This window comes from Streptacidiphilus sp. ASG 303 (genome assembly GCF_020991365.1).
In the GTDB taxonomy this organism is placed as follows: Bacteria; Actinomycetota; Actinomycetes; order Streptomycetales; family Streptomycetaceae; genus Peterkaempfera.
Genome location: NZ_JAJLRA010000039.1, coordinates 20,247 through 40,828, shown reverse-complemented (window position 1 = coordinate 40,828; position 20,582 = coordinate 20,247). Strand labels below are relative to the sequence as shown.

Below are 20,582 nucleotides of genomic sequence, written 5' to 3'. Positions count from 1 at the left end.
GCGGGAGCCGCCGCCCCGCCGGGCCGCCGTGCCCGCCGGGGGGGGCGGGGGCGCCCGGCCCCCGGGCCCCGCGGGGCGGGGGGGGCCCCCCCCCCGGGGGGGGGAGGGCCGCCGCTCCCGCTCTCCACCCGGACTTCCACCGCCGCTCCGAGGCGCCCCGGCCCGCCCGCCCGTAGCGTCGTCCGCGTCGCAGCGCCCGACAAGGAGAGGTCCGATGGGCGGCAGCACCGTCCCCGTACCCGCCGTCGCCGCGGCGGCGGCCCCGGTCCTCGTCCGGCAGTTCCGGCCCCGTCCGGTCCGCCGCGGCCGCCCCTTCCGGCACCGGCCGCCTCGCCGGCTGGGCGGCCGCCGCCATGGCCCTCGCGCTGCTCGCCGACGGCCTCTCCAACGCGGAGATCGCAGCGGAGCTCCTCGTCGGCGTGGCCACGGTGAAGACGCACATCACCAACCTCTTCGCCAGGAGCGGGGTGCGCAGCCGCGCCCAGGCGGTGGGCTGCGCCTACCGGCACGGCCTCTCCCGCCGCGCCTGACCCGCCGATCCTGACCCGTCGTCACCGGCCCTTCACCGGATGGGGTGAAGATGCCTGCTGCGGACGGCGCGGGCACGCCCGGACGGCCACCCTGGGAGGGACACCGCGTCCGCCGTCCGCGGCGCGCCCCACTCCAGGAGCAGACCGTTGAGCACTCCGTCGAGACAGCAGGCACCAGCGGGCCCGGCGGGCCCCCAGGCCGCGCCGCGGGGCGGCGGGTCCGGCCGACGGTCCGCCGCGTCGGGCGAGGTCCGGGCCGGGACCGCCGGGGCGGGGCACGCCGACGTGCGGCACGCCGGTGTGCAGGACGTCGACGTGCAGGACATCCACGTGGAGGAGGGCGTCGACGTGCAGGGCGTCGACGTGCAGGGCCCGGACGCACGGGCCGCCGGTGCCCCGGCCGGTGCCGAGGAGGCGTGGCGGCCCGCACCGGCCGAGGTGTACCGCGGAGTGCAGCAGAGCGAGGCGTTCCGGCAGATCCGCCGCGGCTACCGCGGCTTCGTCCTCCCCGTGTCGGTGCTCTTCCTGCTCTGGTACCTGCTCTTCCTCGTCGCCGCGACCACCGCGCCGGGCCTGATGCGCCGCCAGGTCGCCGGCCCGCTCAACCTGGCCTGGCTGCTGGGGCTGCTCCAGTTCGCCTCCACCTTCCTGCTCACCTGGCTGTACGGGCGCAACGCCCGCGCCACCCGCGACCGCGCCGCGCTGGGCCTGCGCTGGGACACCCAGGACCGGCTGCGGTGAGCGGCCGCACCGTACTCGCGGCAGGCCCGGCCGCCCAGCACCACGGCCTGGCCACCGCGCTCTTCGCCGGCGTCGTCCTGGTGACGCTGGCCATCACCCTGTGGGCCGGCCGCCGCACGCGCGCCGCGGAGGACTTCTACGTCGGCGGCCGCGCCTTCAGTCCGCTGCAGAACGGATTCGCCCTCGCCGGCGACTACCTCTCCGCGGCCTCCTTCCTCGGCATCACCGGGCTCATCGCGCTCTACGGCTACGACGGCCTGCTCTACAGCATCGGCTTCCTGGTCGCCTGGCTCGTCGTGCTGATGCTGGTCGCCGAACTGGTCCGCAACTGCGGCCGGTACACGCTCGCCGACGTCCTCGCCGTCCGGATGCGGGAGCGCCGGGTGCGTGCCGCGAGCGGCAGCGCCGGCCTGGTCGTCACCCTGCTCTACCTGGTCGCCCAGATGGTCGGCGCGGGCAGCCTCGTCTCGCTGCTGCTCGGCACCGGCGACGGCCCGGCCCGCAGTTGGACCATCGTCGGCGTGGGCGCCCTGATGGTGGTGTACGTCACCGTCGGCGGCATGAAGGCCACCACCTGGATCCAGATCGTCAAGGCCGTCCTGCTGCTCTGCGGCACCGCCGTGCTCACGGTGCTGGTCCTGGTCCGGTTCCACGGCGACCCCGCCGAGCTGATGCGCGCCGCCGCCCGCGGCAGCGGCGCGGGCGACGCGTACCTCCGGCCCGGCCTCCGCTACGGCGCCACCGCCACCAGCCGCCTGGACTTCATCAGCCTCGGCCTCGCCCTCGTGCTCGGCACCGCCGGCCTGCCCCACATCCTGGCCCGCTTCTACACCGTCCCCACCGCCCGGGCCGCCCGCCGCTCCACGGTCTGGACCATCGGCCTGGTGGGCTGCTTCTACCTCATGGCCATCGTGCTGGGCCTGGGCGCCGCCGCGCTCGTCGGCTCCGCCGGCGTGCGCGCCGACAACCCGGCGGGGAACACCGCCGCGCCGCTGCTCGCTCTGGAGGTGACGGGCGGCGGGGACGGCACCGCCGGGCTCGTGCTCTTCGCGGTGATCTCCGCGATCGCCTTCGCCACCATCCTCGCCGTGGTCGCCGGGCTCACGCTCGCCTCGTCCGCGTCCTTCGCCCACGACATCTACGCCCGTGCCCTGCGCCGACCGGACGGAAAGCAGGTGACCGAGCGTCAGGAGGTGGCCGTGGCGCGGCTCGCCGCCGTGGTGGTCGGCGCCCTCGCGATCGCCCTGAGCCTCTCCGCGCAGCGGCAGAACGTCGCCTTCCTGGTCGGGCTCGCCTTCGCCGTGGCGGCCTCCGCCAACCTCCCCACCCTGCTCTACACCCTCTTCTGGCGCCGCTTCACGAGCCGCGGCGCGGTCTGGGCCGTCTACGGCGGACTGCTCCCCGCGGTCCTCCTGGTGGTCTTCTCCCCGGTCGTCTCCGGCGGGCCGGACGCCCTCGTCACCGCCGTCGACTTCCACTGGTTCCCGCTGGAGAACCCGGGGGTGGTCTCCATCCCGCTCGGCTTCCTGGCCGGATGGCTCGGCACCGTCACCTCCCGCACCCCCGCCGATCCCGACCGCTACGCCGAACTGGAGGTCCGCTCCCTCACCGGGGCCGGGGCGGTCTGATCCCGCCGCGTCCCCGTGGGGCCGTGCCGCCCCCGGGGCCGGAACCCCCGGCCGTCCGGCCCGGCGGCTGCCCCGTCCGGCCAGCCCGTCCCGTCACCGCCGCCCGTCGGCCAGCCCGTACCGGTGCTCGGGGCGGCCGGTGTCGCCGTAGCGCAGCGTCAGCCGCAGCCGCCCGTCGCGCTCCAGCTGCCGCAGGTAGCGCTGTGCGGTGGAGCGGCTGAGGCCGGTCGCCTCCGCCACCTCCTGCGCGGACACCGGCCGGCCCGCCTCCCGCAGCATCCGCAGCACCAGGTGCGCCGTCGGGGCCGAGTGGCCCTTGGGGAGGGTCGCCGAGGGGCCTCCCGCGCGCCGGAGCGCGCCGTAGAGCCGGTCCACCTCCTCCTGCCCGGCCTCCCGCTCCCCGCCGGCCAGGGCGCGGCGCAGCTCGGCGTAGGCGACCAGCTTCTCCCGCAGCCCGGCGAAGGTGAACGGCTTCACCAGGTACTGCAGTGCTCCGTGCTGCATGGCCTCGTGCACCGTGGACACGTCCCGGGCTGCGGTCACCATCACCACGTCGCCGTGCAGCCTCTGCTCCCGCATCCGCCGCACCAGCGACAGGCCGGTCCCGTCCGGCAGGTAGTGGTCGAGCAGCACCAGGTCCACCGGCAGGCGTTCCAGCACGGCGAGCGCCTCGCCCGCGCTGTGGGCCTTGGCCACCACCCGGAAGCCGGGCACCTTCGCCACGTAGGCGGCGTGGACGTCGGCGACCCGGAAGTCGTCGTCCACCACCAGGACGTCGATCACCGCGCCGCCCCCGCCGCGCCGGCCGCCCCCGCCGCGGCCCCCGGCCCCGGCCCCGGCCCGCAGGCCGCCTCCGCCCCGCAGACCGCCGCCGTCACGGCCCCCGGCCCCGCCGCGCCGGCCGGCGGTGCCCCGGTGGACCGCCGGTGCAGGGCCTCCGGCAGCTCGACCGTGAACTCCGCCCCGCCGAGCGGCCCCGTACCGACCGCGACCCGTCCCCCGGAGCGCTCCGCCAGCCGCCGCACCAGCGCCAGCCCCAGCCCGCGCGGGCGGTGCGCCGGCGCCTCCTTGGTGGTCCAGCCCTCGGCGAAGACGGCCTCGCGCAGCTCCGGGGCCACCCCCGGCCCGCTGTCCGCGACCCGGACCACGACCGTGCTCCCCTCGGCGACCAGGGTGACCGCCACCTGCGGCCGGGCCGCCGACCCGGCGGCGTCCAGGGCGTTGTCAACCAGGTTGCCGACGACGGTGACCAGTTCGCGCGGGTCCACCGCGGCGTCCGGCAGGTGGCTGCCGGGCGTGATCGTGAGTGCCGTGCCCCGTTCGGCGGCCACCGCGGCCTTGCCCGCCAGCAGTGCGGCCAGGTGCGGGTCCTGCACCTGCTCGGCGATCCGCCCGGCGGCCGCCCGCGCGGCTCCCGAGGCCTCGGTGATGAACTCCACCGCCTCCCGGTGCAGGCCCAGCTCCAGCAGCCCCAGCAGGGTGTGCATCCGGTTGGCGTGCTCGTGGTCCTGGGCCCGCAGGGCGTCGGTCAGGCCCCGGGTGGTGTCCAGCTCCCGCACCAGCTCCTCCAGCTCGGTGCGGTCCCGCAGGGTCACCACCGCGCCGCCGTCGGCGGTGTCCATCCGGTTGACCACCAGCACCCGGTCCCCGCGCACGGCGGGCAGGTCCTCCCCGGTGCTGCGGCCGGTGAGCGCGTCCGCCAGCCGGCCCGCCGGCAGCACCTCGTCGACGGGCGTCCCGGTGGCCCCCTCGGGCAGCGCCAGCAGCCGCACGGCCTCGTCGTTGGCCAGCCGGATCCGCCCCCGCCGGTCCAGGGCGACCATCCCCTCGCGGATGCTGTGCAGCATCGCCTCCCGCTCCACCAGCAGGGCGGAGATGTCGGCGACGGCGATGTCGTGGGTGCGCCGTCCGAGCCGGCGCGCCAGCAGCACGGTGGCCAGGGTCCCCGCGGCCAGGCCGGCGGCGGCGCAGAGCAGGATGCCGGTGACCATGGAGGCCAGGCGGCTGCGGATCGAGCGGTCGCTGATGCCGACGGAGACCTCGCCGACGATCCGCCCGCCGGCCAGCCGCAGCGGCACCTTGCCGCGGGCGGTGCGGCCCAGCGTGCCCTGCTGGATGGCCGTCACCGTCCGCCCGCTCAGCGCCGGCCCGGGGTCGGTGCTCACCCGCTGGCCGATCCGGTCCGGGTCGGTGTGCGACAGCCGCACGCCGCGGTCGTCGGTGACCACCACGAAGCTGGCGCCCGTGGACCGCCGGATGCGCTCGGCCACCGGCTGGATACGGCCGGAGTCGCGGTGGGCGGCGGCGTCCGCGAGCTGCGTGTCGGTGGCGGTGACCTGGGCGATGGCCAGGGCGCGCTGCATGGCGGCGCGGTCCAGCTCCGCGCTCACGGGGGCGAGGAAGAGCCCCGCGGTGAGGGCGGTCACCCCCACGGTGACCACGGTCTGGCTCAGCAGGAGCTGAGCGGAGACCCGGCGCGGCCAGTGCGGTCGCCTCATCGCCTGCTCCCTCCTCTCCGCCGTGCCGTGTGCCGCTGTCCCGTGTGCCGCTGTCCCGTGTGCCGCCGCGCGGAGCCGTGCATGCCGTCATGCGACGCCGCGCTGTACGACGCCGTGCCGCGCCTTACGAGGCCGTGCCGTGCAGCTCCGGGCCCTGCCGGGCCGCGGGCCGCGCGCGGACCGGCGGCCACCCTATGTTTCGGCAGCGTTTCCGGCCAGGGGCCTCCCGCTGTTGTAGCGGAAGCAAAACGAGCAGAACAGCCGCCAACGCCAGGAACCCGCAGTACGCGCGCAAGGCTGCCGCACCCCGCCGTGCCGCTCCTAGCCTCCCGGCGACAGCGATTCCCGGCGGTGGCGCCGGGACCGGAGGTGGTACATGAGCGGCGCGAAGGACCCCGGGTCGCCGGGCGGAGCGGCGGCCGGACGGGACGTCCCGGCGATCGAGCTGGTCGGCGCGACCAAGCGCTTCCGCACCCCGTCGGGGGGCCTGCACACGGCCGTCCGCGACCTGCACCTGACCGTGCGGCAGGGCGAGTTCGTGGCCGTCGTCGGCCCCACCGGCTGCGGCAAGTCGACCACCCTCACCCTGGTCAGCGGCCTGGAGGAGCCCAGCGAGGGCGAGGTGCGGGTGCAGGGCGGGCCGGTCGCCGGCATCGGCACGCAGGTCGGCTTCGTCTTCCAGCAGGACGCCGTCTTCCCCTGGCGCACCGTGCTGTCCAACGTCACGGCCGGCCCGCGCTTCCGCGGCGTCCCGGCCGCCGAGGCCCGCGAGCGGGCCCGCGACTGGCTCGCCCGGGTCGGCCTGGCGGCCTTCGAGGACCGCTACCCCCACCAGCTCTCGGGCGGCATGCGCAAGCGGGTCGCGCTCGCCCAGACCCTCGTCAACGACCCGCGGATCCTGCTGATGGACGAGCCCTTCTCCGCGCTCGACGTGCAGACCCGGGCGCTGGTGTCCGACCAGCTGCTCGAGCTGTGGTCGGGCACCGGCGCGTCGGTCGTCTTCGTCACCCACGACCTGGAGGAGGCGATCGCGCTGGCCGACCGGGTGGTGGTGATGACCGCCGGACCGGCCACCGTCAAGCAGGTCTTCGACATCGACCTGCCGCGCCCGCGCACCGTCGAGGCGGTGCGGCTGGAGCCGCGGTTCATCGAGACCTACCGGGAGATCTGGGCCTCGCTCGGCGAAGAGGTGCGCATCACCCGCGAGAGAGGAGCGGGCAGTGCCGCTTGAGACCGCCCCCGCCGCCGCGCCCGTACGGGACACGTCGGCCGCCGCCAGGACCGAGGCCCGGGAGCGGGCCGCCCGCCACCGCCGGATCGGCGTGCACGCGGCCCGCGCCGCGGTGCTCGCGGGTGTGCTGGGCCTGTGGGAGGCGGCCGCCCGGACCGGCGTCGTCGACCCGTTCAACTTCTCCATGCCGTCGAGGATCTGGGACCAGATCTGGCAGTGGGTCGCCCACGGAACGGCCCAGGGCTCCCTGGGCGAGCAGATCGGCTACACCCTCTACGAGGCGCTCCTCGGCTGGGTCGTCGGCGTCGTCGCCGGCGTGGTCCTGGGCATCGCCCTCGGCCGGATCCGGTTCCTCGCGGACGTGCTCGGCCCGTACGTGAAGGTCCTCAACGCCATCCCCAGGATCGTGCTGGCACCGATCTTCCTCATCTGGTTCGGCCTGGGCCCCGCCTCCAAGGTCGCCTCGGCCGTCGTGCTGGTCTTCTTCCCCGTCTTCTTCAACGCCTTCCAGGGCGCCCGGGAGGTCGACCGCAACCTGGTGGCCAACGCCCGCATCCTCGGGGCGCGCAACCGGCAGGTCACCCTCCAGGTGGTCGTCCCCGCCGCCACCTCCTGGATCTTCACCTCCCTGCACGTCTCCTTCGGCTTCGCCCTGATCGGCGCCATCGTCGGCGAGTACATCGGCGCCACCAAGGGCCTCGGCCTGCTGGTCGCCGCCGCCCAGGGCACCTTCAACGCGGCCGGCGTCTACGCGGCCATGACCATCCTCGCGGTGGTCGCCCTGCTCACCGAGGGCCTGCTCACCCTCGCCGAGCGGAAGCTCTTCCGCTGGAAGCCGGCCGACGCCGGCGACGGCCGCTGAACCCCCTCCCCCCGGCGCCACCCACCCGTCACCCCACCCCACCCGTGAAGGGCATCCCCACCATGCGCAGACACCTCGCCGCCGCGGCCGCGGCCGCCCTGCTCCTGTCCCTCGCCGCCTGTGCGAACGACGCGGCGTCCACCTCCGGCGCCTCCGTGCCGAAGGACGGCGGACCGGCCGTCGCCGGTCCCAAGGTCAAGATCATGGTCGGCGGCCTCGACAAGGTCATCTACCTGCCCGCGATGCTCACCCAGCGCCTCGGCTACTTCCGGGCCGAGGGCGTCGACGTCGAGCTGATGACCGAGCCGGCCGGCGTCAACGCCACCACCGCGCTGCTCGCGGGCGACGTCCAGGGCGCCGTCGGCTTCTACGACCACACCATCGACCTGCAGGCCAAGGGCAAGTCGGTGGAGTCCGTGGTGCAGTTCGCCCAGGCCCCCGGGGAGGTGGAGCTGGTCTCCGCCAAGGCCGCCGGGTCGGTCACGTCCGCCTCCGGATTCAAGGGCCGCAAGCTCGGCATCACCGGCCTCGGCTCCTCCACCGACTTCCTCACCAAGTACCTCGCCGTCAAGCACGGCGTCGGGGCGGGCGACTTCAGCCCGGTCGCCGTCGGCGCCGGGCAGACCTTCATCGCCGCCCTCCAGCAGGGCAGCATCGACGGCGGCATGACGACCGACCCGACGGTCGCCAACGTCCTCGACAAGGGCCTGGGCAAGGTGCTGTACGACATGCGCACCCCCGAGGGCTCCAGGGCGGCCCTCGGCGGCCTCTACCCGTCCTCGTCGCTCTACATGGCCACGGACTGGGTGAACGGGCACAAGGACACCACCCAGAAGCTGGCGAACGCCTTCGTCAGGACCCTGGCGTGGATGTCCTCCCACACCCCCGCGGAGATCGCCGCGAAGATGCCCGCCGACTACGCGCAGGGCGGCCAGGAGCTGTACGCGAAGTCCATCGGCACCAGCCTGCCGATGTTCACCAAGGACGGCGTGATGCCGGCGGACGGCCCGAAGACCGTCCTCGACGTCCTCTCCTCCTTCAACCCGGAGGTGAAGGGCAGGCAGATCGACCTCGGCAGGACCTACACCACCGAGTTCGTGGAGAAGGCCGCCGCGGCGGGCTGATCCGCGGCCGACCCGCGGCGGCCCCCCGGCGCCCCCGCCGCCCGGACAGCGGGCGGGGGCGCCGGGGGCCGTCCGCGTCCCGGGCCGCGCCGGGTTCCCGCCCTCAGCGCCGTTCCCGCCCCGGGCCGTCCGCCACGGCGACGGCGGCGACGGTCCGCACGACCATCCGGGCCGGAGTGCCGGCGGCCTTGCCGCAGCTCTCGGGCCGGGGCGGTTCGGACACGCCCCGGACGACCCCGACGTCCCAGGCCCGGCCGTCGGCGTGCCGGACACGCACCCGCCACAGCCCCGGGGCCTCCTCGTGCTGCTCCACGGCCAGGACCTCGGCGCGGTCCTCGCCCGCCAGCCTGCGCACCGCCAGTTCGGCGGCCTGGCCGGGACGGTCCCAGCAGGAGCGCCCGCGGCACCGCTCGACGGCCGTGCGGCCCTCGGCCGTCGCCGCCAGCACCTCCTTGGCGGAGGCGGCGTCCAGCCGGCCGTAGGCGTACCCGTGGGGGAGCACCAGCATGGTGGGGGAGAAGCGGTGCCCGCCCAGGTGGGTGACCTCCCACACCTCGCCGTGGCCGGACGCGGCCAGTTCCGCCGCGAGGGGACGGCCCAGCAGGGCGCAGCAGCGGTCGCGGCGGCCGTTAGTGCACACCAGGGCCAGCGGGTCGCCGCCGTGCGCGCGGCCCAGGCCGCCGTGGCTGCCGGCGCCCAGTGCGGCGAAGTCCAGGCCCAGCAGGTCGCCCGGGTCCGCGACGGCCTCCCGCCGCACCCAGGACGCGCCCGGCGCGGTGTGGGCGACGACCACCTCGTGCCGCCCGCCGGTGCGGCGGTCGGCGTGCCGTCCGGGTCGGCGCATCAGCGCCACCCGCACCCCGGTCCCGTCGGCGGCCCGGTCCAGTGCCCGGCCGACCTCGGGGTCCAGATGGCTCTGCGTGAGCGCCTTGGCGCCCCACGGGCCGTGCTGCTCCAGCAGGAGCCAGGTGGCGGCGGTGGCGGCGGTCCCGGCCAGCGGCTCGGACAGTTCGGCGGAGAGGGTCGCACAGGTGCTCACCCGCGTCACCCTACGTCCGCGCCGCCGACCGGGGCCCGGCCGCCGTCCGCATGCGCCCTGCGGTGCGCCGTCCGGGCGCCCCGGGCCGCCCGCTGCCGGCGCCCCTCCCGCCCGCGGCCGGCGGCCCCGCGCGCGTCCGGTCCCGCCCCCGCGCGGGGCGGGCCGCACGGTGCGGCCGCGTGCGCCGTCCGCGCCACGGGCCCCGGCGGCGTTCCCGCCGCCGGGGCCCGTGGCGCCGCTTCTGCCACTTCCGCCGCTTCCGCCGCTTCCGGTCAGACCGGTCCGGCGACCGCCGCGACCTGCTTCTCGACCGGCGTGCCCGAGCCGTCGCGGCGCGGGTCCCGCTCCGGCAGGTCGACCGGGGCGCCCGCCGCCGTGGCGGCGCGGGCCGGGGCCGCGCCCGCCCAGGCGAAGGCGAGGGCGTCCTCCCCGCGCAGGAACCGCTGGCAGCGGACGCCGCCGGTGGCGCGCCCCTTCCGCGGGTACTGCTCGAAGGGGGTGAGCTTCCACGTGGTCTGGGTGCCGCCGTCCAGCGTCCCGGAGGCCGTGGCGACGGAGAGCACCACCGCGTCCGCCGCCGGGTCCACCGCGGTGAAGGAGAGCACCCGGGAGCCCTCGGCCAGCTTCACGCCGGCCATGCCGCCCGCCGGCCGGCCCTGCGGCCGCACCTGCCCCGCGGGGTACCGCAGCAGCTGGGCGTCGGAGGTGATGAAGACCAGGTCCTCCTCGCCGGTGCGCAGCTCCACCGCGCCGACGACGCTGTCGCCCTCCCGGAGGCCGATCACCTCGAACTCGTCCTTGTTGGCGGGCCAGTCCGGCACGACCCGCTTGACCACGCCCTGCAGGGTGCCGAGCGCCAGGCCCGGCGAGGACTCGTCCAGGGTGGTCAGTGCCAGCACCCGCTCGCCCGCCGCCAGCTCGAGGAACTCGCCGACCGCGGCGCCGCCCGCCAGGCTCGGCGCGGTGGAGCTCGGCGGCAGCGCCGGCAGGTCGATGACGCTCAGCCGCAGCACGCGCCCGGCGGAGGTGACCGCGCCGACGTCGCCGCGGGCGGTGGCAGGCACCGCCGAGACGACCACGTCGTGCCGGGCCCGCCGCTCCGCGGGCTCCATCGGCTCGCCGTCCGCCGTGCGGGCCAGCAGGCCGGTGGAGGAGAGCAGCACCCGGCAGGGGTCGTCGGCGACCTGCAGCGGCACGGACGCCGGGGCCGGCACCGCGCCGGCCTCCAGCAGCACCGTCCGCCGCTCGGTGCCGAACTGCTTGGCCACGGCGGCGAGTTCGTTGGAGACGACGCTGCGCAGCTTGGCGTCCGACTCCAGGATCGCGGTCAGCTCCTGGATCTCCCGCTGCAGCCGCTCCTTCTCCGCCTCCAGCTCGATCCGGTCGAACCGGGTGAGCCGCCGCAGCGGGGTGTCCAGGATGTAGGCGGTCTGCACCTCGGAGAGCGAGAAGCGCTCCATCAGGCGCTCCTTGGCCTGCGCGGCGTTCTCGCTGGCCCGGATGACGGCGATGACCTCGTCGATGTCGACGAGGGCGACCAGCAGGCCCTCGACCAGGTGCAGCCGGTCCTGCCGCTTGCCGCGCCGGAACTCGCTGCGCCGCCGGACCACCTCGAAGCGGTGGTCGACGTAGACCTCCAGCAGCTCCTTCAGGCCCAGGGTCAGCGGCTGGCCGTCGACCAGCGCCACGTTGTTGATGCCGAAGGACTCCTCCATCGGCGTCAGCTTGTACAGCTGCTCCAGCACGGCCTCGGGCACGAAGCCGTTCTTGACCTCGATCACCAGCCGCAGCCCGTGCTCGCGGTCGGTGAGGTCCTTGACGTCGGCGATGCCCTGGAGCTTCTTCGAGCCGACCAGGTCCTTGATCTTGGAGATCACCTTCTCCGGGCCGACGTTGTACGGCAGCTCGGTGACCACGATCCCCTTGCGCCGCGCGGTGACGTTCTCCACCGTCGCGGTCGCCCGGATCTTGAAGGTGCCGCGCCCCGACTCGTAGGCGTCGCGGATGCCCGACAGGCCGACGATCCGGCCGCCGGTGGGCAGGTCCGGTCCGGGGACGAACCGCATCAGGGTGTCGAGGTCGGCGCCCGGGTGCCTGATCAGGTGGCGGGCGGCGGCGACCACCTCGGAGAGGTTGTGCGGCGGCATGTTGGTCGCCATGCCGACCGCGATGCCGGAGGCGCCGTTGACCAGCAGGTTCGGGAAGGCGGCCGGCAGCACGACCGGCTCCCGCTCGCTGCCGTCGTAGTTGGGGCCGAAGTCGACGGTGTCCTCGTCGATCGACTCCACCATCGCCATCGCGGCGGCGGTCAGCCTCGACTCGGTGTACCGCATCGCGGCCGGCGGGTCGTCGTTGCCCAGCGAGCCGAAGTTGCCGTGGCCGTCGATCAGCGGCAGCCGCATCGAGAACGGCTGTGCGAGGCGCACCAGCGTGTCGTAGATCGCCGCGTCGCCGTGCGGGTGAAGCCGGCCCATCACCTCGCCGACCACGCGGGCCGACTTCACGTGGCTGCGCTCCGGCCGCAGGCCCATCTCGTTGGCCTGGTACACGATCCGGCGGTGCACCGGCTTCAGGCCGTCGCGCGCGTCGGGCAGCGCCCGGGAGTAGATGACGGAGTAGGCGTACTCCAGGAAGGAGCCCTGCATCTCGTCCACGACGTCGACGTCGAGGATCCGCTCCTCGAAGTCGCCGGGCGGCGGGGTAGGCGAACTGCGGCGGGCCATCGCGGGCGGGCTCCTTTGCGTGTTCAGCGTCGATCGTCGCCGCGGCGGGCACGGCGGGACCCCTATTGTGGCCCCTCCCGCCGACACCCCCGCCCACCGCCCCGCGGCCCCCGGTCCCGGGCCCGGTGTCCGCCCGCGGCGAACACCCCGCCCGCGCGGGCACCTCCGGGCGTCCCGTCCGTTGCACCACAATGGGGCACCACGAGGGCGCAGCGCCCCCGCCCGCGAGCAGGAACCACCACCGAGCAGCGACGGGAAGGACCCGACGAGCATGGCCAACCCGGCCCCCGCCTCCTCCGGAGGCCTCGCCATCACCGAGCACCGCCTGGCCAACGGCCTGCGCGTGGTGCTCTCCGAGGACCACCTCACGCCGGTCGCCGCCGTGTGCCTCTGGTACGACGTCGGCTCGCGCCACGAGGTGCAGGGCCGCACCGGCCTCGCCCACCTCTTCGAGCACCTGATGTTCCAGGGCTCCGCCAACGTCCCCGGCAACGGCCACTTCGAGCTCGTCCAGGGCGCCGGCGGCTCCCTCAACGGCACCACCAGCTTCGAGCGGACCAACTACTTCGAGACCATGCCCGCCCACCAGCTGGAGCTCGCCCTCTGGCTGGAGGCCGACCGCATGGGGTCGCTCCTCGCCGCCCTCGACCAGCAGAGCCTGGACAACCAGCGCGACGTGGTGAAGAACGAGCGCCGCCAGCGGTACGACAACGTGCCCTACGGCACCGCCTTCGAGAAGCTCACCGCGATGTCCTTCCCCGAGGGCCACCCCTACCACCACACGCCGATCGGCTCCATGGCCGACCTGGACGCCGCCACCCTCGACGACGCCCGCGCCTTCTTCTCCACCTACTACGCGCCCAACAACGCGGTGCTCTCCGTGGTCGGCGACATCGACCCCGAGGAGACCCTGCGCTGGGTCGAGAAGTACTTCGGCAGCATCCCCGCCCACGACGGCAAGCCCGCCCCGCGCGACGGCTCGCTGCCGGACACGGCGGGGGAGGAGCTGCGCCTCACCGTCCGCGAGGAGGTCCCCTCCCGGGCGCTCATGGCCGCCTACCGGCTGCCGCACGACGGCACCCGCGAGGCCGACGCCGCCGACCTGGCGCTCACCGTCCTCGGCTCCGGCGAGTCCAGCCGCCTGTACAACCGGCTGGTGCGCCGCGACCGGCTCGCCGTCGCCGCCGGCTTCGGCCTGCTGCGCCTGTCCGGCGCCCCCTCCCTGGGCTGGCTGGACGTCAAGACCTCCGGCGACGCCACCGTCGAGGCCGTCGAGGCCGCCGTCGACGAGGAGCTGGCCCGCTTCGCCGCCGAGGGCCCCACCCCCGAGGAGCTGGAGCGCGCCCAGGCCCAGATCGAGCGCGAGTGGCTGGACCGGCTGCAGACCGTCTCCGGCCGCGCCGACGAGCTGTGCCGGTACGCCGTCCTCTTCGGCGACCCCGGCCTGGTGAACACCGCCCTCTCCCGGGTCATGGAGGTCACCGCGGACGAGGTCCGTGCCGTGGCCGCGGCCCGGCTGCGGCCCGACAACCGGTCCGTCCTCGTCTACGAGCCGGTCCACCCCGAGGCCGGGCCGGCACCCGCCACCCCCGACACCTCCGAGATCTCCGCGGCCGGGGACGCCGAGGCCCCCGCCGCCCCCGCAGCCTCCGACGACGCCACCGAGGGAGGCGCCGCATGACCGGCATCGAGCCCGCCATGACCTTCCACCCCCGCCCGCAGGCGGGCACCCCCACGCCGTGGGCGTTCCCCGCCCCCGAGCGGACCACCCTGGACAACGGCCTCACCGTCCTGCACTGCCACCGCCCCGGCCAGGAGCTCATCGCCGTCGAGGTGCTCCTCGACGCCCCGCTCGCCGCCGAGCCCGCGGGCCTGGACGGTGTGGCGACGATCCTCGCCCGCGCCCTCAACCAGGGCACGGACACCCTCACCGCCGAGGAGTTCGCGGGCGAGCTGGAGCGGGCCGGCGCCACCATGGACGCCCACGCCGACCACCCCTGCGTCCGGGTCTCCCTGGAGGTCCCGGCCTCCCGCCTGGAGCGCGGCCTCACCCTCCTCGCCGACGCGCTGCGCGCCCCGGCGCTGCCGGAGCACGAGATCGAGCGGCTCGTCGCCAACCGCCTCGACGAGATCGTCCACGAGCTCGCCAACCCGGCCCGCCGCGCCGCCCTCGCCCTGTACGGGGAGCTCTTCGACGGCGCCGACCGGCTCTCCCGCCCCCGCGCCGGCTCCGCCGAGACCGTCCGCGGCATCGACCGCGCCGCCGTGCAGGCCTTCTACGCCGCCCACGTCCGCCCGGCCACCGCCACCGCGGTCGTCGTCGGCGACCTCGACGGGGTCGACCTGCCCGGCGTCCTCGACCGCACCCTCGGCGCCTGGACCGGCGACAAGGCCGAGCCCAGCACCTCCGCCCCCGTCACCGCCGACGACGCCGCCCGCGTGATCGTCGTCGACCGGCCGGGCTCGGTGCAGACCCAGCTGCTCATCGGCCGCGTCGGCCCCGACCGCCACGACGACGTCTGGGCGGCCCAGGTCCTCGGCACCTACTGCCTCGGCGGCACCCTCACCTCCCGCCTGGACAAGGTCCTGCGCGAGGAGAAGGGCTACACCTACGGCGTGCGCGCCCTCAGCCAGCCGCTGCGCTCCGCGCCCGACGGCTCCGGCCGCGTCCTGCTGGCCATCACCGGCTCGGTGGACACCCCCTCCACCGCCCCGGCGCTCGCCGACGCCTGGACCGTGCTGCGCACCCTGGCCGCCGAGGGCCTCACCGACGCCGAGCGGGACGTCGCCGTGCAGAACCTCGTGGGCGTGGCGCCGCTGAGGTACGAGACCTCCGCCGCGGTCGCCGGCACCCTCGCCGACCAGGTCGAGCAGGGGCTGCCCGACGACTTCCAGGCCCAGGTCTACCGGCGGCTCGCCGACACCGGCACCGCCGAGGCCACCGCCGCCGTCGTCGCGGCCTTCCCGCCGGACCGGCTGGTCACCGTGCTGGTCGGCGACGCCTCGCAGATCGCCGGACCGGTCGGCGAGCTGGGCATCGGCGAGGTCACCGTCGTCCGCTGACCCCGACCGGGAGGCCCGGCCCCGGCGGCGTCCCCGCCGGGGCCGGGCCTTCTGCTGTCCGGCCCAGCCCCCGGCTCTCGCACCGGCCCCGATCCCGGCCCGGACCGCGCGTCGGCCGCCCGTGCCCGGCGCGCCGGAAATCCCGTTGCGGCCCTCCCCGCCGCCGTGGGTAGATGGGTCCGCGCCCGGCACACGGGCCAGGGGACGGCACCGAGCCGGTCCCCCGTTCGGCGGAGGGAGGCGGAAACCATGCGGGTCGAGCCACGCAGCGGGTGCAGCGGCACCCGCCGCTCCCCGCGGCTCCGCCGCACCGCGCCGAATCCGGTGCGCGCCCCCCGATAGGAGGGGCGCGCGCCCCGCAGCGCCCGGGCCCGCCTCCCACGGGGGAGCCTCCCTCCGGGGAGGTTCGGGAGGCGGACCCGGGGTGCGCAGACTTCCCGGGCCACGCCGGACGCACGCGTGGCGACTCCCGTCCGCTCCCGCCAGAGGGGGCACACCGACCTTGGAGGTCGTCCCAGCCATGTCGTACACCGAGGTTCCCGGCGTCCGGGTGCCGATCCGCATGTGGACCGACCCGGCCACCGTCGAGGGCCAGGCCATGCAGCAGCTGCGCAACATCTCCTCGCTGCCCTGGATCAGCGGACTCGCCGTCATGCCCGACGTCCACCTGGGCAAGGGGGCGACGGTCGGCTCCGTCATCGCCATGAAGGACGCCGTCTGCCCGGCCGCGGTCGGCGTCGACATCGGCTGCGGGATGAGCGCGGTGAAGACCTCGCTCACCGCCCGCGACCTGCCGGACGACCTCTCCCGGCTGCGCTCGCGCATCGAGGAGGCGATCCCGGTCGGCCGCCAGGCGCACGCCGACCCGGTCGACCCGGGCCGCCTGCACGGCCTGCCGACGGCCGGCTGGGACGGCTTCTGGGAGCGCTTCGACGGCCTCGCCGAGGCGGTCCGCTTCCGCCGGGAGCGCGCGCTGGCCCAGATGGGGTCCCTGGGCGGCGGCAACCACTTCGTCGAGGTCTGCCTGGACACCGAGGGCTCGGTGTGGCTGATGCTGCACTCCGGGTCGCGCAACATCGGCAAGGAGCTGGCCGACCACCACATCGGCGTCGCCCGCTCGCTGCCGCACAACCAGGGCCTGGCCGACCGCGACCTCGCGGTGTTCGTCGCGGACACCCCGCAGATGGCGGCCTACCGCCGGGACCTCTTCTGGGCGCAGGAGTACGCGAAGCACAACCGGGCGATCATGATGGCGCTCCTCCAGGACGTGGTGCGCCGGGAGTTCCGCCGGGCGAAGGTCTCCTTCGACCAGGTGATCTCCTGCCACCACAACTACGTCTCGGAGGAGCAGTACGACGGGGAGGACCTGCTCGTCACCCGCAAGGGCGCCATCCGGGCCGGCTCCGGCGAGTACGGGATCATCCCCGGTTCGATGGGCACCGGCTCGTACATCGTCCGCGGGCTCGGCAACACCGCCGCCTTCAACTCGGCCTCGCACGGCGCCGGCCGGAGGATGAGCCGCACCGCCGCCAAGAAGCGCTTCACCACCCGGGACCTGGAGGACCAGACCAGGGGGGTGGAGTGCCGCAAGGACAGCGGCGTGGTCGACGAGATCCCCGGCGCGTACAAGCCGATCGAGAAGGTCATCGAGCAGCAGCGCGACCTCGTCGAGGTCGTGGCGCAGCTCAAGCAGGTGGTCTGCGTCAAGGGCTGACGCCCCGGCGGCGGGGGCCGCCGCCCCGGTGCCGGGACCTCCGCCCGCGCCGGGGCGCGGCGGTCCGCCACCGTCCGGCTCAGCCCTGCGGCAGCTCGTCCAGCCCGTCCCGCACCAGGCGGGCGAGGCGGTCCAGGGCCGGGCCGGCGCCGTCCGCGTCGGAGGAGAGGACGACCTCGTCCCCGGCGCCGGCGCCGAGGGCCAGCACGCCGAGCACGGAGGCGGCGTTGACCGGCGGCGCGCCGGGGCGGCCGATGGCCACCGGCACGCCGACCGCGGTGGCCGCCCGGACGAGGATCGAGGCGGGGCGGGCGTGCAGGCCCTCGGCCCATCCGACGGTCACGCGGCGCTCGGCCATGGTGCTGCCCTCCGTGGAAGCCTCGCTGGCCGCACCAGTCTGGCACGCCGGGCCCCGCCCGGCCGGTCCGCCGCCCGGCGGCGGACGGCCCGCCCCGGTGCCCGCGGCCCGCCGCCGCCTGCCTCCGCCCTCCTCCCCGGATAGCCTGTCGAGGTGGACGACACCCCGGCACACGGCGATCCCGAACGGGCCTACCCCCGGCACTGGGAGGCCGACGTCCTGCTGCGCGACGGCGGTACGGCCCGCATCCGGCCGATCACGCCCGACGACGCCGAGCGGCTGGTGGAGTTCTACGGCGAGGTCTCCGACCAGTCCAAGTACTTCCGCTTCTTCGCCCCCTACCCGCGCCTCTCCGACCGCGACGTGCGCCGCTTCACCCACCACGACTACGTCAACAGGGTCGGCCTGGCGGCCGTGGTGCGCGACCGCTTCATCGCCACCGTCCGCTACGACCGCATCGACGCCGACGGCCGCCCCGCGGACGCCTCGACGGGCGCCGCGGAGGCCGAGGTCGCCTTCCTGGTGCAGGACGCCCACCAGGGCCGCGGCGTGGCCTCCGCGCTGCTGGAGCACATCGCCGCCGTCGCCCGGGAGCGCGGCATCCGGCGCTTCGCCGCCGAGGTCCTGCCCGAGAACCGCAAGATGATCAAGGTGTTCACCGACGCCGGCTACACCCAGCGGCGGAGCTTCGCCGACGGCGTCGTCCACCTGGAGTTCGACCTCGAACCCACCGCGCAGTCCCTCGCCGTGATGCGCGCCCGCGAGCACCGCGCCGAGGCCCGGTCCGTGCAGCGGCTGCTCTCCCCCCGCTCGGTCGCCGTCCTCGGCGCCTCCCGCAACCCCGCCGCCGTCGGCCGCACCCTGCTGCGCGACCTGCTCGCCTCCGGCTTCCCGGGCCCGGTGTACGCCGTGAACAGCGCCGCCCCGCCCGGCACCGAGCTCGACGGCGTCCCCGTCCACCGCTCGGTGCGCGACATCCCCGGCCCGGTCGACCTGGCCGTGGTCGCGGTCCCCGCCGCCGCCGTGCCGGACACCGTCGCCGACTGCGGCGCCCACGGCGTGCAGGGCCTGGTCGTCGTCACCGCCGGCTACGCCGAGACCGGCCCCGAGGGCCGCGAGCGCCAGCGGGCGCTCGTCCGCCAGGCCCGGGCCGCGGGCATGCGCGTCGTCGGACCCAACGCCTTCGGCCTGATCAGCACCGCGCCCGAGGCGCCCCTCAACGCCTCCCTCTCCCCGATGCTGCCGCGGACCGGCGGCCTCGGCCTGTTCAGCCAGTCGGGCGCCATCGGCGCGGCCCTCCTGGAGAGCGCCCACCGCCGCGGCCTCGGCGTCTCCAGCTTCGCCTCCGTCGGCAACCGCGCCGACGTCTCCGGCAACGACCTGCTCCAGTACTGGGAGGAGGACCCGGCGACCCGGATCGTCCTGCTCTACCTGGAGTCCTTCGGCAACCCCCGCAAGTTCACCCGCATCGCCCGCCGGATCGCCGCCTCCAAGCCCGTCGTGGTGGTCAAGGGCGGCCGCCACACCGGCAGCGTCCCGCCCGGGCACGCGGTGCCCGCCACCGCCTCCGCGCTGCGCGACGCCACCGTCGACACCCTTTTCCAGCAGGCCGGCGTGGTCCGGGTGGACACCATCACCGAGATGTTCGACACGGCCGAGCTCCTCGCCCACCAGCCGCTGCCGCCCGGCGACCGGATCGCCATCGTCGGCAACTCCGACTCCCTCGGCCTGCTCACCCACGACGCCTGCCTCAGCGCCGGGCTGCGCCCGCGCACCCCCGTCGACCTGACCACCGCCGCCACCGGCGACCACTTCCGCATCGCCCTGGCCACCGCCCTCGACGACCCGGCCGTCGACGCGGTGATCACCGTGGCGATCCCGCCCATCGGCACCCCCGGCTTCCCCGGCTCCACCCTCTTCGGCTCCACCGCCGGCGACCCGGCCCTCACCTCCGACGCCCCCGCGATCGCGGAGGCCCTCACCGAGGCCGCCGACCGGGCCGCCGCCGCGGGCAAGCCCCTGCTCCTCGCCCACCTGGCCCTCGCCGACCTCCCCGCGCGGCTGCGCCGCGAGGACGCCGCGGGCGCCCTGCTCCCCGGCACCGTCCCCGCCTACCCGGCCCCCGAACGGGCCGTGCGGGCCCTGGCCCACGCCGTGCGCCACGCCGCCTGGCGCCGCGCCGCGGTCGCCGCCGAGACCTCCGCCCGCGTCCCCGAACTGGACCGGATCGACGAGGCCGCCGCCCGCGCCCGGGTCGACGCCGCCCTGGCGACCCGCACCGCCGCCGCGGCCCGCACCCGGTCCGGCGCCCGCATCACCCTGGACGACGCGGCGGCCGCCGCCCTGCTCGCCGACTACGGCATCGACGTCGTCCGGGCCCTGCCCGCCCCCGACGAGCACGCCGCCGCCCGCGCCGCCGCCGAGCTGGGCTACCCCGTCGCGCTCAAGGCCACCGCCGGGCACCTGCGCCACCGCCCCGACCTGGGCAGCGTCCGCCTGGACCTCACCGGTGAGGCGGAGCTGCGCCGCGCCCACCGGGAGATGGCCGAACTGCTCGGCGGCGCCGCCCAGGCGCAGCTGGTGGTCCAGCCCATGGCGGCGCGCGGCGTGGACACCGTGGTCGCCGCCGCCGTCGACCCCGCCGTGGGCGCCATCCTCTCCTTCGGCCTCTCCGGCGCCCCGGCCGAGCTGCTCGGCGACGTCGCCCACCGGCTGCTGCCCGCCACCGACCGGGACGCCGCCGAACTGGTCCGGGAGGTCCGCGCGGCCCCGCTCCTCTTCGGCTGGCGCGGTGCCGACCCGGTCGACACCGGCGCCCTGGAGGAGCTGCTGCTGCGCGTCTCCCGCCTGGTCGACGACCTGCCGGAGGTGGCCTCCGTCGAGCTGGAGCCCGTCGTCGTGGCGCCCCGCGGCCTCACCGTCCTCTCCGCCCGGGTGCGGGTCGCGCCGCTGCCCGCCCGCAGTGATCTGGGGCCGCGCAGCATGAGCACCCTGTAACCTTCCTGGGCGGCGCCCGTCAGAGGCCCGCAGCCCCCGAAGAGCCCGGACCCTCCGGGCCGCGCCACGCCCGC

The 20,582-nt window shown here is 76.1% G+C and carries 15 protein-coding genes; 10 read left to right on the top strand and 5 right to left on the bottom strand.

Features of this window, described 5'->3' with window-relative positions:
• Positions 1-353: 353 nt before the first annotated feature.
• The 3 genes from LO771_RS28110 (at position 354) to LO771_RS28100 (ending at position 2,899) form a co-directional block, all read left to right on the top strand.
• Positions 354-530 (top strand): LuxR C-terminal-related transcriptional regulator, encoded by a 177-nt coding sequence (locus tag LO771_RS28110; protein ID WP_308189027.1) that lies wholly within the window; start codon positions 354-356, stop codon positions 528-530.
• A 315-nt stretch (positions 531-845) separates the two neighbouring features.
• Entirely contained in the window at positions 846-1,271 is a 426-nt protein-coding gene (locus LO771_RS28105) for a DUF485 domain-containing protein (protein ID WP_374228267.1), read from the top strand.
• On the top strand, positions 1,268-2,899 hold the full coding sequence (locus tag LO771_RS28100; protein ID WP_230747670.1) for a cation acetate symporter: 1,632 nt from the start codon (positions 1,268-1,270) through the stop codon (positions 2,897-2,899). Before LO771_RS28105 ends, LO771_RS28100 begins: the two co-directional genes overlap by 4 nt.
• Positions 2,900-2,992: 93 nt before the next feature.
• Here the strand turns inward: LO771_RS28100 and LO771_RS28095 are convergent, their stop codons facing one another.
• Together LO771_RS28095 and LO771_RS28090 are read right to left on the bottom strand one after the other, a co-directional pair.
• Positions 2,993-3,682, bottom strand: a complete 690-nt coding sequence (locus LO771_RS28095; protein WP_230747668.1) for a response regulator — start codon at positions 3,680-3,682, stop codon at positions 2,993-2,995.
• Complete coding sequence (locus tag LO771_RS28090) at positions 3,679-5,397, bottom strand: sensor histidine kinase (protein WP_230747666.1); 1,719 nt, start codon at positions 5,395-5,397, stop codon at positions 3,679-3,681. The genes LO771_RS28095 and LO771_RS28090 overlap by 4 nt, the downstream gene beginning before the upstream one ends.
• 376 nt (positions 5,398-5,773) lie before the next feature.
• Here LO771_RS28090 and LO771_RS28085 point away from each other — a divergent pair, with 376 nt between their 5' ends.
• The 3 genes from LO771_RS28085 (at position 5,774) to LO771_RS28075 (ending at position 8,614) form a co-directional block, all read left to right on the top strand.
• Entirely contained in the window at positions 5,774-6,628 is an 855-nt protein-coding gene (locus LO771_RS28085; protein WP_230747664.1) for an ABC transporter ATP-binding protein, read from the top strand.
• Positions 6,618-7,490 carry an ABC transporter permease gene (locus tag LO771_RS28080; RefSeq protein ID WP_230747663.1) on the top strand — a complete coding sequence of 291 codons (873 nt, stop codon included), beginning with the start codon at positions 6,618-6,620 and terminating at the stop codon, positions 7,488-7,490. Before LO771_RS28085 ends, LO771_RS28080 begins: the two co-directional genes overlap by 11 nt.
• A gap of 62 nt (positions 7,491-7,552) precedes the next feature.
• Positions 7,553-8,614 (top strand): ABC transporter substrate-binding protein, encoded by a 1,062-nt coding sequence (locus LO771_RS28075; protein ID WP_230747661.1) that lies wholly within the window; start codon positions 7,553-7,555, stop codon positions 8,612-8,614.
• Between the two features lie 103 nt (positions 8,615-8,717).
• Here LO771_RS28075 and LO771_RS28070 read toward each other — a convergent pair whose 3' ends face one another.
• Together LO771_RS28070 and LO771_RS28065 are read right to left on the bottom strand one after the other, a co-directional pair.
• Positions 8,718-9,653 carry a sucrase ferredoxin gene (locus tag LO771_RS28070; protein WP_230747659.1) on the bottom strand — a complete coding sequence of 312 codons (936 nt, stop codon included), beginning with the start codon at positions 9,651-9,653 and terminating at the stop codon, positions 8,718-8,720.
• A gap of 272 nt (positions 9,654-9,925) precedes the next feature.
• Positions 9,926-12,376: a DNA topoisomerase (ATP-hydrolyzing) subunit A gene (locus LO771_RS28065; RefSeq protein WP_230747657.1), complete on the bottom strand. Its 2,451-nt coding sequence runs from the start codon at positions 12,374-12,376 to the stop codon at positions 9,926-9,928.
• 271 nt (positions 12,377-12,647) lie between these two features.
• Between LO771_RS28065 and LO771_RS28060 the strand changes: the two genes are divergently transcribed.
• The 3 genes from LO771_RS28060 to LO771_RS28050 all read left to right on the top strand — a co-directional run bounded on the left by LO771_RS28060 (position 12,648) and on the right by LO771_RS28050 (position 17,153).
• Positions 12,648-14,057, top strand: a complete 1,410-nt coding sequence (locus LO771_RS28060) for a pitrilysin family protein (protein ID WP_230747654.1) — start codon at positions 12,648-12,650, stop codon at positions 14,055-14,057.
• Positions 14,054-15,439, top strand: a complete 1,386-nt coding sequence (locus LO771_RS28055; protein ID WP_230747648.1) for a pitrilysin family protein — start codon at positions 14,054-14,056, stop codon at positions 15,437-15,439. Before LO771_RS28060 ends, LO771_RS28055 begins: the two co-directional genes overlap by 4 nt.
• Before the next feature lie 520 nt (positions 15,440-15,959).
• The gene (locus tag LO771_RS28050; protein ID WP_230747646.1) at positions 15,960-17,153 is read left to right on the top strand and encodes an RtcB family protein; all 1,194 of its coding nucleotides are present in this window, start codon (positions 15,960-15,962) and stop codon (positions 17,151-17,153) included.
• Between the two features lie 79 nt (positions 17,154-17,232).
• On the opposite strand, the gene LO771_RS28045 is transcribed toward LO771_RS28050, so the two are convergent.
• Complete coding sequence (locus LO771_RS28045; RefSeq protein ID WP_230747644.1) at positions 17,233-17,511, bottom strand: HPr family phosphocarrier protein; 279 nt, start codon at positions 17,509-17,511, stop codon at positions 17,233-17,235.
• 153 nt (positions 17,512-17,664) lie between these two features.
• Between LO771_RS28045 and LO771_RS28040 the strand changes: the two genes are divergently transcribed.
• A complete protein-coding gene (locus tag LO771_RS28040; protein ID WP_230747642.1) occupies positions 17,665-20,508 on the top strand; it encodes a GNAT family N-acetyltransferase in 2,844 nt (947 codons plus the stop codon).
• Positions 20,509-20,582: the final 74 nt, after the last annotated feature.

Coding starts and splice junctions, on each gene's coding strand:
- LO771_RS28065 (WP_230747657.1), bottom strand. CDS start 12,376: ATGGCCCGCCGCAGTTCGCCTACCCCGCCGCCCGGCGACTTCGAGGAG.
- LO771_RS28075 (WP_230747661.1), top strand. CDS start 7,553: ATGCGCAGACACCTCGCCGCCGCGGCCGCGGCCGCCCTGCTCCTGTCC.
- LO771_RS28085 (WP_230747664.1), top strand. CDS start 5,774: ATGAGCGGCGCGAAGGACCCCGGGTCGCCGGGCGGAGCGGCGGCCGGA.
- LO771_RS28110 (WP_308189027.1), top strand. CDS start 354: ATGGCCCTCGCGCTGCTCGCCGACGGCCTCTCCAACGCGGAGATCGCA.
- LO771_RS28050 (WP_230747646.1), top strand. CDS start 15,960: ATGTCGTACACCGAGGTTCCCGGCGTCCGGGTGCCGATCCGCATGTGG.
- LO771_RS28090 (WP_230747666.1), bottom strand. CDS start 5,397: ATGAGGCGACCGCACTGGCCGCGCCGGGTCTCCGCTCAGCTCCTGCTG.
- LO771_RS28045 (WP_230747644.1), bottom strand. CDS start 17,511: ATGGCCGAGCGCCGCGTGACCGTCGGATGGGCCGAGGGCCTGCACGCC.
- LO771_RS28060 (WP_230747654.1), top strand. CDS start 12,648: ATGGCCAACCCGGCCCCCGCCTCCTCCGGAGGCCTCGCCATCACCGAG.
- LO771_RS28055 (WP_230747648.1), top strand. CDS start 14,054: ATGACCGGCATCGAGCCCGCCATGACCTTCCACCCCCGCCCGCAGGCG.